Annotated in this window: 11 protein-coding genes; 4 read left to right on the top strand and 7 right to left on the bottom strand. The window is 60.6% G+C overall.

The window, feature by feature from the left end; translation table 11 throughout:
* Positions 1-14: 14 nt before the first annotated feature.
* From U9R81_RS13670 to U9R81_RS13650, 5 genes are all read right to left on the bottom strand, one after another.
* Positions 15-536 (bottom strand): FHA domain-containing protein, encoded by a 522-nt coding sequence (locus U9R81_RS13670; RefSeq protein WP_322495993.1) that lies wholly within the window; start codon positions 534-536, stop codon positions 15-17.
* A gap of 17 nt (positions 537-553) precedes the next feature.
* On the bottom strand, positions 554-1,810 hold the full coding sequence (locus U9R81_RS13665) for a VWA domain-containing protein (RefSeq protein ID WP_322495992.1): 1,257 nt from the start codon (positions 1,808-1,810) through the stop codon (positions 554-556).
* The gene (locus U9R81_RS13660) at positions 1,807-2,763 is read right to left on the bottom strand and encodes a PP2C family serine/threonine-protein phosphatase (RefSeq protein WP_322495991.1); all 957 of its coding nucleotides are present in this window, start codon (positions 2,761-2,763) and stop codon (positions 1,807-1,809) included. The genes U9R81_RS13665 and U9R81_RS13660 overlap by 4 nt, the downstream gene beginning before the upstream one ends.
* Positions 2,764-2,790: 27 nt before the next feature.
* A complete protein-coding gene (locus U9R81_RS13655) occupies positions 2,791-4,857 on the bottom strand; it encodes a PQQ-binding-like beta-propeller repeat protein (RefSeq protein ID WP_322495990.1) in 2,067 nt (688 codons plus the stop codon).
* Positions 4,858-5,108: 251 nt separating this feature from the next.
* Positions 5,109-6,596, bottom strand: a complete 1,488-nt coding sequence (locus U9R81_RS13650; RefSeq protein WP_322495989.1) for an FGGY family carbohydrate kinase — start codon at positions 6,594-6,596, stop codon at positions 5,109-5,111.
* A 279-nt stretch (positions 6,597-6,875) separates the two neighbouring features.
* Between U9R81_RS13650 and tgt the strand changes: the two genes are divergently transcribed.
* Positions 6,876-8,087 (top strand): tRNA guanosine(34) transglycosylase Tgt, encoded by a 1,212-nt coding sequence (gene tgt, locus U9R81_RS13645; RefSeq protein WP_322495988.1) that lies wholly within the window; start codon positions 6,876-6,878, stop codon positions 8,085-8,087.
* Positions 8,088-8,113: 26 nt separating this feature from the next.
* On the opposite strand, the gene U9R81_RS13640 is transcribed toward tgt, so the two are convergent.
* Entirely contained in the window at positions 8,114-8,722 is a 609-nt protein-coding gene (locus tag U9R81_RS13640; RefSeq protein ID WP_322495987.1) for a CvpA family protein, read from the bottom strand.
* A gap of 303 nt (positions 8,723-9,025) precedes the next feature.
* Between U9R81_RS13640 and gap the strand changes: the two genes are divergently transcribed.
* Positions 9,026-10,051: a type I glyceraldehyde-3-phosphate dehydrogenase gene (gene gap, locus U9R81_RS13635; protein ID WP_322495986.1), complete on the top strand. Its 1,026-nt coding sequence runs from the start codon at positions 9,026-9,028 to the stop codon at positions 10,049-10,051.
* Between the two features lie 69 nt (positions 10,052-10,120).
* On the opposite strand, the gene U9R81_RS13630 is transcribed toward gap, so the two are convergent.
* A complete protein-coding gene (locus U9R81_RS13630; protein WP_322495985.1) occupies positions 10,121-13,726 on the bottom strand; it encodes an SCO7613 C-terminal domain-containing membrane protein in 3,606 nt (1,201 codons plus the stop codon).
* A 581-nt stretch (positions 13,727-14,307) separates the two neighbouring features.
* Between U9R81_RS13630 and U9R81_RS13625 the strand changes: the two genes are divergently transcribed.
* Entirely contained in the window at positions 14,308-14,454 is a 147-nt protein-coding gene (locus tag U9R81_RS13625) for a hypothetical protein (RefSeq protein ID WP_322495984.1), read from the top strand.
* A gap of 202 nt (positions 14,455-14,656) precedes the next feature.
* On the top strand, positions 14,657-16,233 hold a 1,577-nt coding region (locus tag U9R81_RS13620), incomplete at its 3' end, for a thiamine pyrophosphate-dependent enzyme (protein ID WP_322495983.1).

Below are 16,233 nucleotides of genomic sequence, written 5' to 3'. Positions count from 1 at the left end.
GAATGTATCAAACCTTATGAACTCACTTCAAACCGCACCAACAGCATCCCAAACTGCACCTCATCGCCGTGCTGCAGCGGCATCGGCTGGCCGGGAGGCAGGCGCTGGCGGTTGAGAAACGTCCCGTTTGCGCTGCCGAGATCCTCAAGCCCATAACGATTATTTGAACACACGATCCGGGCATGGCGGCGCGAGACACCGGCATCATACCCGCCATCGAGACTGAAATCAACATCGGGGAAAAAGCCGCGCTGCTGGTCTTTGCGCCCGATCAGCAATTCGGGCGCCGCTGGCAACTCAATCCGCCGGCCCGAACTCAGCACGACCAGCGCAAGCGCCGGCCCGACCGCTGGGTTCGCCGGCGCCGGCAAAATCGTCGCCCCATCCTCAACTAGTTCGGCTGCTTCAGCGGCTGCCCGGTTGAGCGAAGCGGTGGTTTGGCGTTGGGATTTGGTATTGATGAGGCTAGCACCGCAGACGGTGCAGAAGATAGTGCCATCGAGCTGTTGGGCTTGGCAGTAGCTGCAGATGATCATGGGTCTTCTACTCCGGCCTACGATGACTCTTCGCGCCCGATCAAACTGCGCGTCCCGTACTTAATCCGCTTCCGTCCTTCAGCGCTAGCCTGTCCTGACCGGAGCAAGCGGGTCGCCTCTTCTTGCACGGTGCGGGCCAATTCGACTTGGCCAGCCTCGAAAAGGCGGGTACCGGCCATTTGCAAAAGCCGGGTCGCCTCTTCTAGTTTTCCTTCTTCGGCGGCTTGCCATGCGCTAGCCTGCAACCGGTAAGCAACCAGCCGTTCGAGCCAGTGTTTCACTGTCGGATCAACACTATCGCCAACCTCATCAGGGTCGCGAAACGCGACCGGCAGCGTCTGCTCGTGGCTCTGGGTTGCGCTATCGCTACCTGGCGTGCGGTAACGCAGCGTGAGGCGCAGCAAGGTATGCCGGCCAACCGGCAACGGCGGCACCACCATCTCGATCAATAACGCTTGCGTATCGTTCTCTGGCCAATCGCCGAGCGCCGCCGTCCAGACAAAATCCGCTTCTTCGATCACCGGCAGCGGGCCGATAAAGGGGCGCACCCGATCGAGCGAGCGCACCAACGCCTGCGGCGGCAAGGCCAGCCGTACCTGCACATCTTGCGCAAACAGGTTATGCATGCGCTCAACTTCAGCGGTAAAGATCTTGGTGATCTCGTTGGCGGAAGTGATATAGTGCGTGCGACTATTCTCGCGAGCGGCAATCGTCTCGAGCAAATCTTCATTCCACTCACTGCCGATGCCCAACGCCGTAATCCCAATCCCGCGCGTTTGGGCGCGGCGCGCGATCTCGACACAGCGCCCTTCATCGCCATAGGTGCGGCCATCGGTCAGTAAGAGCAAGCGATGAACGGCGCGCGGCATCATAGCCCGTTGCAATTCTTGCACTCCCAGCGCCAAGCCAGTTGCCATCTCGGTGCCGCCGGCAGCCTCAATCGCGCTGATGTGGCGCTTAATTTCCTGCCGCGCCCGCGCCAGTTGGGCCGGCACCACCACCTCGGCGCGATCATTAAACGTTACCAGCGCAAAGCTTTCGTTATCGCCAAGCAGGTCGAGAATCTGCATCGCCGCCTGCTTGACCTGCTGCAACCGTTCGCCGCGCATCGAGGAGCTGCGGTCAATGACCAAACAGAGGTTGAGCGGCAAGCGTGGCATCTTGGTTGCACCGCTTTGGGCCGCCAACTCAATCAGCGCATAGAGCAACTGCGGCTCGGCGCTAGCCGGCAAGACACTACGGCTTGGCGTGATGCGCAGATCAACCTTGCTCATCGCTGGCCCTCATCGAGCGGCAACGACACCACAACCACCGAGATATTGTCATCGCCGCCGGCCAAGTTCGCCAGCGCGATCAGCTCACGGCAGACATCGTGCGGCCATGGGCTATGCTGCAACGCCCGTTCAATCGCCTTTTCTTCCACCATGCTCCACAGGCCATCGCTGCATAAGACAATATGGGAGCAATTATTGAGCTGATGATAGACAAAATCAACCGCCACCTGCGGCTGCTGGCCAACCGTGCGGTAGAGCTGGTTGCGCAGCGGATGCTCCCGCGCTTCATCGGGATCGAGCTGACCGAGCGCAATCAACCGTCCCACCGTCGAATGGTCGGTCGTGAGTTGGCGCAACCCGCCCGGCTCATACACATAGCAGCGCGAATCGCCGACGTGGGCGACATAGAGGCCGTGGCCAATCACTAAAGCCGCGGTGCAGGTCGTGCCCATATCGGAACCGAGCACCTGCGCTTCGCGCCAAATCGCAGCATTTGCCTCTTGCACCGCTTCGATCATCAGCGGTTGCAACGCCTCAAGCAAGCCATCTTCGATCACCGGCAAGACAAGGCGTTCCAGCACACTGGTCAGCACCGTCTGCACGGCCAACCGGCTGGCTACTTCACCACCCTGATGGCCACCCATACCATCAGCCACGATAAACAGTCCCACCGGCACATCACTGCCCTCGCGCGGCAAGGTCATGATCATCGCCAAGGCACAATCTTGATTCGTTTCCCGCACCCGGCCAATATCGCGCAACGCGGCAGCAGCAAAGCCCTGCGCCGAGCGATGCAGTGTCAAGGCCGGTTGGTAATCCTGCCCAATCTGGCGAGTGCCGTCTTCTTCAGGCGGCGTCAGCCCCATCGGCGCCAACCGTTCGGGCGGTGATCCCGACGGATGCAACGGTTGCGTGGGAGAGTTATCGTGAGCTGGCACGGTTTCGTCCGGCATAGCGGCACCATTCCCTTACCCTGCAAATCACGCTTTGAGCGCATAGAGATGATGATCCATCGAGCCAATATAGACTACGCCATTGACAATCATCGGCGATGAGACGATGGGGCCATCGGTGAGGTATTTCCAGATCAACTGGCCGCTACCGGCATCGAGACAGTAGATGGCCTGATCGACGGCGCCAAAATAGAGCCGGCCACCTTCCACCCGCGGAGATGAGGTGATTTGGCTGCCAACCTCATACTTCCAAACCAAACGCCCGTTCTTGGTATCGAGGGCGTACATATTGCCATCGACGCCGCCGACAAACACCCGCGTGCCGACCACGAACGGCGAGGAGTTGATGTAATGGCCGGTGCGAAAGCGCCACGCCGGCCAGCCGCCTTCGGCATCGAGCGCATAGAGATTTTGGTCAAGCGAACCGACAAAGACCAAGCCATCGCTACAGGTTGGCGACGAACGCACCGGCTGTTGGGTGCGCTGCTTCCACTTCACGGCGCCGGTGCGCACATCGAGGCAATAGACATTGCCATCATCGCCGCCGATAAAGATCGACAAACCGTTAATGCAGGCCGACGAACGGATCGGATTCCACGTGCGATACTTCCAGATCAAGGTGCCGCGAAGACCATCAATGGCATACACATGTTGATCATCAGAACCGACAAAGATCACGCGGTCTTCAATGCGTGGCGACGAGCGGATCGGCTTTTCGGTGCGGAATGTCCAGCGCAGGTTGCCGCGCCGTAGATCGAACGCATAGAGCGAGCCATCTTCCGAACCGATATAGACCATATCTTGCCACACGACCGGCGACGAGCTGATGCCGCCTTGCGTGGCATACTTCCAGCGAAACTCGCCGCGGGCAGCATCAACGGCATAGATATTGGTATCGTAACAGCCGACAAAGACCAAACCGCCGCTGACGAACGGCGACGATCGCACCTCGTCTTCGCACTTAAACCGCCAGACCAGCTCGGTAGTTTGCGCGCTTTTCCCTTTGCCGACGACCGGAGCAGCGACTGCCGGCTTCCCGCCAACCGTCTCGGCCAAGGAGGGTACGGTGAGCAACGCCTGCCGGAACTCTTCGGCGCTCTGCCAACGGGCCGCCATATCATATTCGAGCGCTCGCATCACCACGGCTTCCATTTCTGGCGAAACCGCGGGGTTAATCTGGCGGATGGGACGTTCTTGGAACGTAAACGGCGTTTCGAGGCGCGGATCGGTATTGGTGAGCAGATGGTGCAACGTTGCGCCGAGCGCATAAATATCGCCGACCGGTTCGGCCACGCCACGGTACTGTTCGGGCGGCGAGTAGCCTTCGGTGCCGATCATGGTACCCTTGCGATCGCTGCGGTTGAGGTTACGGGCAATGCCAAAGTCAATGAGCACAATCCGATCATCGCCGACCACCATCACGTTCGATGGTTTCATATCGCGAAAGACGATCGGTTCCGGCTTATGATTGTGCAAATACGACAGCACATCGCAAATTTGCAATGCCCACCGCGCCACTCGCGCTTCGTCAAGCGGCTTGCCGCTTTCTTCCAACACCGTCTCAAGGTCTTTACCGGGGATAAATTCGAGGACGAGGTAGACTTTGCCGTGCTCTTCAAAAAAGTCGTAGACTTTGGGAATAGCGGGATGTTGCAGAGTAGCTAACAATCCAGCTTCGCGCTGAAAGTTCTTGAGATTGAGCAGGCGTGTTTGTGAGTCGGGCGCGCTCTGCGCCATTTCTTTGATCGCGCAATAGCGCACCACATCTTTGAACCGCAAGTCGCGACCACGGTAGACAACGCTCATACCGCCAATACCGATTGACCCCTCGACATGGTAACGGCCTTGGAGAACGGTGCCGGCGCTGAGCATGACCGGAGCGACTGGCGCTGGCTGGCCAGCGGGCCGCGCCACCATCTGGCGCATGCCTTCGTCCGTTTCACCGGCAGGCCGCGCCGCCATCTGGCGCGTGCCTTCGTCAGGCGCAGAAGATGGGGTAGATGGGCCGATCTGGCGCGTGCCATCATCAGCAGCGCCGCTTTCGGGAGGTTGTGCGTTGACAGATTTAGTGCCAACCCGTTTGATCAAGCCCATGAGTCACCTCGTCCATTGGTTATGCCAGCGATAGTGGGACATATTGGCAAGTTTGTTCCTCTATTATAGAAGGTGTTGTTCGCTTCGGCAACCGGATCAAGGCGCCATAATGGCTATTACGAATATTCTTGTTTTATGACTGATTTTTGATGGAAGCGAGAAGGATGGATACCAACCGCACGGCTAGGCCAATAGTGTGAGCCGCGTGGCTGCCAGAGAGCCGCCCGGCCGTGCGGCTGTACAGAGATGGCTCAGCGCGCCGGTTGCCACCCTTGCACGCGGGCAATCGCCATCCGCCACCGTCCGGCGTGAGCATTTCGTTCGGCGGCGGTTGTGCGCGGTACAAACCGCGTCGCCGTAGCATCGACCAATGCCGGCAAGGACTGCGGCGACCACACGCTGGCCCCGATCCCGGCCAGTAGCGCCACGCCGCGGGCCGTGGTTTCGGTATCGCGGGCGCGCACCAATGTCACCCCGCTCAGATCGGCTTGAATTTGGCAAGCCAGATCGCTGGCGGCCAAGCCGCCACCCACCCGCAGTTCAGTGATGGTGATCCCGGCCTCAGCCTGCATTGTCGCCAGAATATCGGCTAATTGGAAGCCGATCGCCTCGTAGAAGGCACGGGCGATATGGCCGACCTGCACCCCCAACGCCAAGCCAAAGAGCGCGCCGCGCGCGCTGCGATCTTCGCTCGGCACCCCCAACCCGTTGAGGGCAGGCACAAAGACCACGCTGCCGCTGTCGGGCACCGTCGCCGCGTGCCGGTCGAGATCGGCGACGTGCCGCACCAAACCGATCTCGCGCAGCCAATTGGCCGCCGCGCCGGTGGTCGTCATATCGGCTTCGAGGGCATAAGTTGGCGCACCGCCAATCTCCCACGCCAAATAGGTCTTACAAATGCCTTGCAGCGGCGCATACGGGCCAACCACCGCATTCACAAATGAGGCAGTGCCGTGGGTTGCCACGGCTTGGCCGGGGGAACGGCAATCGTAGCCAAACAACGCCGATTGCTGATCAGTGATCATCGCCAGCACCGGCACTGCTGCGCCATCGATATGCAACTCGCCGAAGTGGTGAACCGTCGGGCGGGGGATGGGCAGGGCCGCACGCGGAATCTGGAGCGCCTCGATCCATTCATCCCATAGCGCGCGCCGACGCGGATCATAGACGGTCATCGCCTGCAATAGCGAGTGGTCGAGCGCGTGTTCTGCCGGGCAGCCAAGCGCCTGCACGATCCAGCCGGCGGCCAGCGACACCCGCAGCACACCTTGCTCGGCAGCGCGGCGAAACGCAGCATCGTGCTGCATCCGCCATGCCATGTGCATCGCGCTAGCGTAGGGGCCGGGAAACTGGCCCAACCGTTCACGCCGCTGCGGCCCCAACGGCGTATCAGCCAACGCCGCCACTAACGGCGCGGTGCGCAAATCTTGCCACGTGATCGCATTGCCAATCGGGCGACCGGTGCGGGCATGCCACGCAAAGACGGTATCGCGCTGCGAGGTGATCCCGCAGGCGATCAGGTCGCTGCCACGAACACCGGCGCGGGCAAGTGCCTCGTTGATCGCCTCGGCCACACTGCGCGCAATCGCACGCGGTCGCTGCTCAACCCATCCCGGCTGGGGGTAAACCCGCCCCACGGCGCGGTAGCCATACCCCCGTACTTGGCCTTCATCATCGTAAATCACGGCGCGGCTGCCACTGCCGCCTTGATCGATGGCGAGAATGTAGCGTCTGGTCACAGGGTTGCCTCGTCACGGGTTAGGCGAATGGAGAGATTATACCATGTTGTTGCAGGCAATCGGGATCCACACAGAGGCCGGTGCAATCGGTTATAATACGGCTACGAGGAGCCGCACGGCTGTGCGGCTCTACGGTTGTGCAGGGATCAGATTGGACACCGCACAACCGTACGGCTAAACCAGTGGGTGGTTGTCACATAGGGAGCCGCACAGCCGTGCGGTTAGACATCGGTTGTCGTAGCGGGAACCGCACAGCCGTGCGGCTCTACGGTAGGAATCATGTCGCATTTTACGATTACTGCTCGCGATCCATACAGCCGCGCCCGTGCTGGCGTGTTGCAAACCGCTCACGGCGCGGTTGCGACGCCGGTCTTTATGCCGGTCGGCACACGCGCCACGGTCAAATCGCTCAGTCCGCACGAACTGCGCGACCACGGTGCGTCCATCATTCTCGGCAATACCTACCATCTCTACCTGCAGCCGGGCCACGAGCTGATCGCGCGCCACGGCGGCCTGCACGGCTTTATGAGCTGGGATGGCCCCATCCTGACTGACAGCGGCGGGTTTCAGGTCTTTTCGCTGGTCTACGGCGGGATCGCTGATGAGGTCAAGGGCCGGCGACCGGCTCACCCATCCCGCTTGAGTGATATGGTGACAGTGACCGAAGAGGCGGTCATCTTCAAATCATACCTCGACGGCTCGCGCCACGTCTTTACGCCGGAACGGAGCATCGAGGCGCAGCACCATCTCGGCGCCGACGTGATTGTCTGCTTCGATGAACTGCCGCCGTTCCGGGCCGGTTACGATTATACCGCGCAAAGCATGGCCCGCACCCACCGCTGGGCCGAACGCTGCCTCACAGCGCACCAGCAACGGAACCGCGCTGCGTTGCCCAACCCCGATCAACTACTGTTTGGGATCGTACATGGCGGCATCTTCCCCGACCTGCGGCGGGCAAGCGCCGAAGTGATTGGCAGGATGGGTTTTGATGGCCTCTGCATTGGGGGATCGTTGGGGGCCAACAAAGAGCAGATGTACGAGGTCGTGGATATGACCGTGCCCTATCTGCCCGACGGTATGGCGCGCCACCTGTTGGGAGTCGGCGATGTCGATGATCTGTTGGAAGGCGTGGCGCGGGGCATTGACATGTTCGATTGCGTCAGCCCAACCCGGCTGGGGCGGCACGGCGCGGCGCTGGTGCGCAACCGCGCGCGGAACTGGCGGCTCAACGTGACCAATGCCTCGTTACGCGACGATCCGGGGCCATTGCAAGCTGACTGCACCTGCTACACCTGCCGCCACTTCTCGCGCGCCTACATCCACCATCTCTACCGCTCGAAAGAGCTGCTCGGCATTAGGCTGGTCAGCCTGCACAACGTCGCATTCCTGCTCAACCTGATGGCCGAAGTGCGCGCGGCGCTGGCAGCCGGCAGGTTTGGCGAATTGTACGAAGAATGGTTAGGCAAACCGCTGATCAGCGTGACACCATAACACAGGCAGCGCGGCAGCGCCAACCGTTACCGCTGCCGCCGTTCAATCGCGTGATTAATATGTTCGAGCAAGCGCAAATTGACCTCTTGCGCAGAAAGCGGTGTATCATCGTACAACTCGCGCTCGGTGCGAAACCGGTGCATCACTCGCATCACCAGCACCAATCCGCCGAGCAATGTGAGCACTAACAACCCCCAAGGCAACCCTCTGATCACCAGTGGCGCCAGCGTCGCCGTTGCCAATTGGGCAGTGATTGCCGTTTCTGACCACGCAACGCCAGCGTAACGCACGAGATAGGTAATCACCAGCGCTGCATTGACGAGGCCGATACCAGCGCCGATCAGGCGATGCGACCATTCTTGCGCATCTTCGATCCCAGCCTCGATGATGATATCGATGCCGTAGCCGATGATCATCGCCAGTATGAGCAACCCGCTCAAGGCGACAAAGAACGGCCAGCCGCTCGCCAGACCAATGCGCGCCAACAGATTGATCACGCCATCTCGCCAGAGATCGACCAACACTGCGCCGATTAGCGTGCCCATCAACGCGAATCCGCTCGGCCATGCGCCACGACGCAACCCAACAATTGTGAAGAGGATTAAAATGGCCGCTACGCCTGCATCAATGATCATGCCCCACTCCTTACTGGTGATACTGAATTACTACGTATTGTAGCAGAAATATCAAGCAATGGCACAGCGAACTAGCAGTGAAGGCCATGTGCCAGATAACGCCGCATAACCATTTTTGCGCTCCCACCTTGCTATGGCAGGCGATGCGTAGGCATTTCTCCACCTGACGGGCAGGAATTGGCATGCGAGCCGCTGCACAAAGATGCTATAATGACCGCGTCAGACAATGGTTGTCTGTCGTACCATTGCTGCTCACGGTATCTCTTACCGGAGCGCAATCGTTTGAGTGCTAAGGAGGCTTGCATGGTTCGCGTCGCTATCAACGGTTTCGGCCGGATCGGGCGCCAGAGCTTCAAGGCGATGCTGGAGTACTATCCCGAAGAATTTGAGATTGTCGCGATTAATGACCTCACCGACGCCAAGACGCTGGCGCATCTCTTGCGGTACGATTCAACCTACGGCGCCTTCGATGGCGAGGTGACAGTGACCGAGAAGGCGATTGTCGTTGAGCAGGATGATGTGCGCTACGAGTTGCTGACGCTCGCCGAGCGTGATCCGGCGGCGTTGCCGTGGAAGGAGCTTGGGGTCGATATTGTGATCGAGTCGACCGGTCGCTTTACCGATGCCGAGAAGGCCAAGGCCCATCTCGCGGCGGGGGCCAAGAAGGTGATTATTACCGCGCCGGCCAAAGGTGAAGATATCACCATCTGCTTGGGCGTCAACGACGCGAAGTACGATCACGAGAAGCACCACATTATCTCGAACGCCTCCTGCACGACTAATTGCCTCGCGCCGGTCGCCAAGGTGCTCAACGACCGTTTTGGCATCGAGCGCGGGTTGATGACGACGATCCACTCGTATACGATGGATCAAAACTTGCAGGATAACGTCCACAAGGATCTGCGCCGAGCGCGGGCAGCAGCGATCAACATGGTACCCACCACTACCGGCGCCGCCAAGGCCGTGGCATTGGTCATTCCTGAGCTGAAGGGCAAATTCCACGGCTATGCCGTGCGCGTGCCGACGCCGACCGTCTCGATGGTCGATTTCTCGGTCTTGCTCAGCACCAAGACCTCGGTCGAAGAGATTAACCAAGCCTTCATCGAGGCGAGCGAGAGCGAGGAGCTGGAGGGCATCCTCGGCGTCAGCCACGATGAGCTGGTCAGCACCGACTTTATCGGCACCACTTACAGCAGTGTGGTTGACCTGCCGCTGACGATGAGCATGGGTGACGATTTCTTCAAGATCGTCGCGTGGTACGACAACGAGTGGGGCTATTCGGTGCGCGTCGCCGATCTGACGGCATTGGTGGCCGACCGGTTTGAATAATCGGATGGGCGGTAGTAGGGGCAGGCTGGAAACCTGCCCCTACGGATACAGGCGGGGTTAAAACCCGCCCTACCGCCACTGTTGCAATCGCGCCGCCCAATCGCGCCCCGCCCGGCGCAATTGCTCTTGTTGCCGTTCCAACACAACGTAGGCCAGCAACATCAACAACCCCAATAATCCCAACAAGAGCCACTGATTGAGCAGGCGCGCCGCATTGGCCGCTAGCCACAACACACCCAACACAAAACTGGCAATCCCCCCGACAAACGGCACTCGCAAGCGCGCCAGCGCGCCATAGGCGGCTACTAGCAGCGACTCGCCGCCGACCAGCAAGATATAGCTGATATTGTCGGACGACCCAGCCGCATGGAGAAAGGTGGTGCCGAGCAATACCACTACACCGCTGGTATCGATCAAGCGAGCCAGTTGATCGTGGCGTTGGAAGTAACGGATCCCGTTCGCCAGCGCGAGGAGATAGACGCCGACGGGTATCACGTAGAACTGCATCTCGCGCAGATCCCAGACGAGGAATTGGCCGAGGCTGGCGGCGACAAAGGCCGCGCCGGCCAGATAGGCGTACTCGCTGCGCCGTTCGCGCACCGTCGCCGTGACCAAGACCACGCCAGCATTCATTAGCGCAACCACGAGCGCGCGCAATTCTAGCATTGTGATCGTAACGGCAATCACTGCCGCCAGCAACGGCAACCAGAGCGTAGCACGCTGCCAGATCGATCCCAACGCCAACCGGCGCACGGCCCAGCCGGCCACTATAACCGGCGCCAGCGCCAACACCAACCACGCCGCCTGCCACGGCCCGGCCAACCCCATCTGCGCGATCCAGCCGGCAAGGCTGCCGATCAAGGCGGCAACGCTCAATACAGCGCCAAGCTCGCTCTGTTCGGACAAAGCGATTACAGCGATAATGATGGCACAGAACAATAACGGCAGCGCGAGGCTGCTTAAGCTGCCGTTCACGAGCATCGCCAGCGCGATGAAGGCGGTTATGCCACCAATACCGTAACTATCTACTCCGAGCACGCGCACCGTTGCATCCACTCGCCACCGGCGCCCGCCGGCACCGCCAAGGCCGAGGATAGCTACCGTGAGCAGCAACGTCCAGCCGATCACCGGCGCATTATGGGGGAAGAGCCAGTTGGCGAGGCCGCCCACCGTGACCACCAATTGCACGACAGCGAGACTCATGATCCGCCAGCGCCGGTAGGCTACCGCGCCAACGGTGAGAATCACCGTCGCACCACCGGCGGCCAAGGGCAGATTAGCGGTATGCTCCGGCGCCACAATGGCCATCAAGAGCGCCGGCAAAGGCAACAATAGCGCCGTCGCTAAGGCCAACTGCGCATACGGACGGCCAAACCGTGGCCAGCGGCGCAGGGCTAGCGCCATCACGCCAGCGCCGGCGCTGAGCGGCAACGCCAGCACTGCAAGCGCATCCAGCTCGCCTTCCCAACGCAGAAACTCGCCGGCCACTGCCAGCAACCAAGCCAAAGCGAGCATAGACGCCGCCGGGTAGCCAAGCTGCCAGCGTTGCCAGATCAAACTCAGCGCCAGCCACACTGCGCTCGCAATGAGCGCGGCGCTCAGAGCGGCCAGACTCGGCTCAAAGAGGGCGCTAATCAGCAATAATGTGCTGCCGCCGCCGAGAACGCCGCCCCAAAAGAGGGCCGGCAACGTCCAATATCTAAACGCGCCGCGCCGGAGCAGACTGCCGCCAAGGCCATAGCCGCTCGCCACCACCGTACCGGCAAGGAGGTAGTGGTCAAAGGTGTTCAGCCAGCCTACCCGTTCAAGGCCACTCGCCACCACCGCCAACGCCGCGGTCAGACTCGCCAGCGCCCACACACTGGCGCGCGCGCGGAACGTATTCCAGCCGTAGAGCGCAGTCGCTAGCGCCAACGCCGGTATGCGCAAGTCCGGATCAAGCCATGCGGTGATGAAGGTCCCCAACGCGATCAACGCCGCCCCCATCCAACGCAACACTGGCGGTACATAGCTGATACGCCTGCTAAACGGCGCTGCATGCAAGACAAAGCCAACGCCGCCGATGAGCAGCGTGACCAGCCCGCGCTGGCCCCACGTCTCAACCAACGACGCCGCCCATGCGGTCAGCAAGCCCATTGCCAGCCCCAACACCACACTGCCGGCCAGCGCGCGGTTGGGTTGCAACACCGCCAGCCGCCCGCGTTCGAGCAGCCCGATCACCACCCCACCGGCCAGCAGCAGCAACGGATAGCTCTGGCCGATGGCCGTTCGATCGAGCGCACTCAACAGCACAACCACCAGCAACAGCGGCGCGATAGCCAACAACGGCGTCGCATACGCCTGCCCTCGCCGCTCAACCAGCGCCGCCATCCCCACATACCCCAACAAGAGGGCGGCAAAGCTCAGATTCACCCAGCGCAGGCCAAGATCGGGCAGAGCCGACCCGATCAACGCCGCCACCGGCAACGTCAGCGCCATCGCCCACATCCAGCGCGGTTGCCGTTCGAGCCACGCCGCAACCATGCTGAACGCGCTGCCCAAGCCAAACGCGATCATCGCTGGCAAGGCCTCGGTCGGCGTTGGCAAGGTGGCGAAAAGACTGAGGCTGACCGACAACGATAGCGACGAGCCGGCCCACTGGATAATGCGCGGCCCTAAGGCAAGCGGGGCCGCGCTGCTGCGGGCCAACCAGCGGGCAACCAACAGCGCAATAAACCACAACCCAAACGCCCACACTGACTGCCAGCGGGTAGCGACCTCCCATTGCCAAAACGCGCTACCTAATACGCCAACCGCGGCAGCACTGGCCGCCACGCTATAGAACACGCGGCGGGTGGCATACGCGCCGCCGATGTAGATCAGCATACTCAAGCTGCTCACCACTAGCAACGCCGTGTCGGTATCGAGATTGAGCAAGCCGGGCCGGGTCAGAGAGAAGATAACGATCGGCACCAACAGCGCCGCCACCGAACTGAGATTGCGCCCAGCGGCGGCAAAGCCTTCCCGCTGCTCGACCCAGCGCCCTAACCCCCACAACCCGCCGGTTAAGACGGCCAAGATCCCCACTTGAACGATAGGCAAGAAACTGTTCCAGTTAAAGATCACCAGTACCAAACTAGAAATAACCACCAAAAACGCGCCGATCACTAACAACATCCGGCGCGTACCAAGCGAGAGCAACGCAGCAAAAATCGCCGGAATCCGATCAGCGCGCGCTGGTTGGGGAGGGAGCAGCGGAGACGGCGGTAAGCTAGACGGCGTAACCGGTTCGGTGGTGACCGGCGGCGACGGAGCCATACGCGACGGCGTAACCGCCGATTCAGGCGCTGCCGGCATCATACTCGGCGGCACGATCGATGGCGGTGTAACCGGTGTAACCGGATGCGTGACCGGAGGCTCAGGCGATGGTTCAGGAGCATGCGGCGCTAGTGGTGCAGAGACAACATCTGCCGGCGCCGTGACGCCTTGTTTCTGCAACAGCAAGAGCACTTGCTCGGCGGTAGCGGAGTCAATTTGTTTCGTTTGCAGCCAAAAACGCACCAAATTAGCGAATTGATCCTCCGGTTTGATCTTAAAACTCTTCACCATCATTCCCATGCCAAGTCCTACGCCCCATGCGGTGAGCAATAATGGCAATAGGCAACATAAGACCAGCAAAAGCAGGCTACTCTCCATACAGCACTCCGGACGTGACAACCGGTACGATAAACTTAATCATAGCAGACGAAAAACGCTGAAATGGTAACATTTTTTGCAAAATTTTTGGGCGGGTGGATGCGTGTGCATATAGCCCCCACCCCAACCCTCCCCCGCTGGGGTTCAAGGGCGGACAGACCATCTGTCTGGCACCCGGCCCTCAAAGGCCGGGCTAGGGGTACGAAGCCCGTTGCGCGGGCTGCTGGCCCCCACCCCAACCCTCCCCCGCTGGGGGAGGGAGTAAGAGCCAGCTCCCGTGCGCTACCTGTCATTGCGCGGGCGCGCAGCGCCCGTGGCAATCTCCCCCTTCGGCGGAACCCGTGCCTAAGGGGATGGATCCCGTGCTCGTAGGGGACTGCTTTGCCTCGCGGCGAGCCGCGCAGCGCGCGGCCCCTACCGCTCGGCTCGCAATGACAGCGGGAGAGCGCGCAACCCCTGTTTCACCAAAAACTGTGCGGGTGAATCTCCCCTACGAACGGTAAACATCTCTCCCTAGCAAGTGGTTATATCAAGTGAATATCATCATCATATCTAGTAAAACATACTCAAGTGAGGAAAGCATGCAACAAAAGCGGGTCTCTTCCATTTCACAACCGGCCACCCGGTTTGAAATGCCTTACCGGCTAGCGCAGTTTTTGGCCGTACTGATCACAATTGGCGCGATGTTGGCTGTCGCAGCGGCCTGCAACGCGATCGCCGGCGTATAAGTTCGCATATCACTCGTACCTGTCTACCAACGATGCGGCATAATGCCGCATCGTCATTTTTTGCCTTGAAACGCTATGCAGCCGGCGTGGTACAATAAGGAACAGGAAAGTACCAGATGGTGCTTTGCAACCACTATTATTTGTGATTTTAATAACAAAAAAACTGGCAACCAGCCATCTGCAACCAAGGAGCGGGCGAGGCATGAACGAATGGAACGGCTTCTACGGCCCGAATGCTGGCTATCTGATCGAGTTGTACGAGCGCTACTGCGCCGACCCCAATTCGGTCGATGAGGCAACGCGGGCCTTTTTTGCCCAATGGACGCCGCCCGGCGCAAGCGCGGCCCCGACTGGTGAGACTGGACAACCGCCGCTCGAGGTGACTCGCATCGTCGGCGCGGCGCGCTTGATCCGCTATATCCGCGAATTGGGCCATCTGGCGGCCCGGATCGATCCGCTCGGCAGTGACCCACCCGGCGACCCCGGCCTCGAACTGGCTACGCACGGCGTGACGCAGGCCGATTTGGCTGCGCTGCCGGCCCATATCGTGCGCGGGCCGATTGCGTCTCAGGTGCGCAATGCCGCAGAAGGCGTCAAGCGGTTGCGGCAGGCCTATTCGGGATCGATCGGGTATGAGACCGATCAGATTCAGGATTACCGCGAGCGGGCATGGATCCGCGAAGCCGCTGAGGATCGCCGTTTCTTTGGCGGGCTTGACGCCGAGCGCCAGCGTGAATTGCTCGACCGTCTGACTGAGGTTGAGACCTTCGAGCGGTTTTTGCACAAGACCTTCCCCGGCCAGAAGCGGTTTTCGATCGAGGGGTGCGATATGCTCATCCCGATGATCGATGCAATTATCCGCAATGCGGCGGTGGCTGGGACGAAAGAGGTCGTGATCGGCATGGCCCACCGTGGCCGGCTCAATGTGCTGGCTCACATCCTTGGCAAACCTTATTCGATGATCTTGACCGAGTTTCACTCGCCCGACTATACCAAAGATACGTATGAAGGCTGGACCGGCGACGTGAAGTACCATCTCGGCGCGCGCAAAGCCTATCGCGAGAGCGGGATCGCCGAGATGCCGATTACGCTGGTTCCCAACCCCAGCCACCTTGAGTTTATCAATCCGGTGGTCGAAGGCCGCGCTCGCGCCGCACAAGAGCGCCGCAACCGGCCCGGCTTCCCCGAGGAAGATGAGAAGGAGTCGTTGGCGATCTTGATCCACGGTGACGCTGCGTTCCCCGGCCAAGGGATTGTCGCCGAAACGCTTAACCTCTCGCGCTTGAAGGGGTATCACACCGGCGGTACCATTCATATCATTATTAACAATCAAATCGGCTTTACCACCGATAGCAACGACTCGCGCTCGACCCTCTACGCCAGCGATCTGGCGCGCGGTCTTGAAATTCCGGTAGTGCATGTCAATGCCGATGATGTCGAAGCATGCGTCGCCGCTGCTCGCATGGCCTCGGCCTACCGGGAGAAGTTCCAGAAGGATTTCTTAATCGACCTTGTCGGCTACCGGCGGTGGGGGCATAACGAAGGCGATGAACCGGAGTTTACCCAACCCAAGATGTACGAGCGGATCCGCAACCATCCGACGGTGCGCGAAATTTGGGCCCGCGAGCTCGAGCGGCGCGGGATTCTGACCCGCGAAGAGGCGCAGGCGCGGGTTGATGCGGTGATGAACAAGTTGCAGCAGGCGTTTGAGAAGGTGCGCGAACGGCAACGGCTCGCCGCGATGTTGCCGCCGGCGCCGCCGCCTGCCAACCCGCTGCC

It is taken from the genome of Chloroflexus sp. (assembly GCF_034435895.1).
GTDB lineage: Bacteria > Chloroflexota > Chloroflexia > Chloroflexales > Chloroflexaceae > Chloroflexus.
Note: the sequence above shows the minus strand (reverse complement) of the source record. Positions and strands in the feature narration are given on the sequence as shown.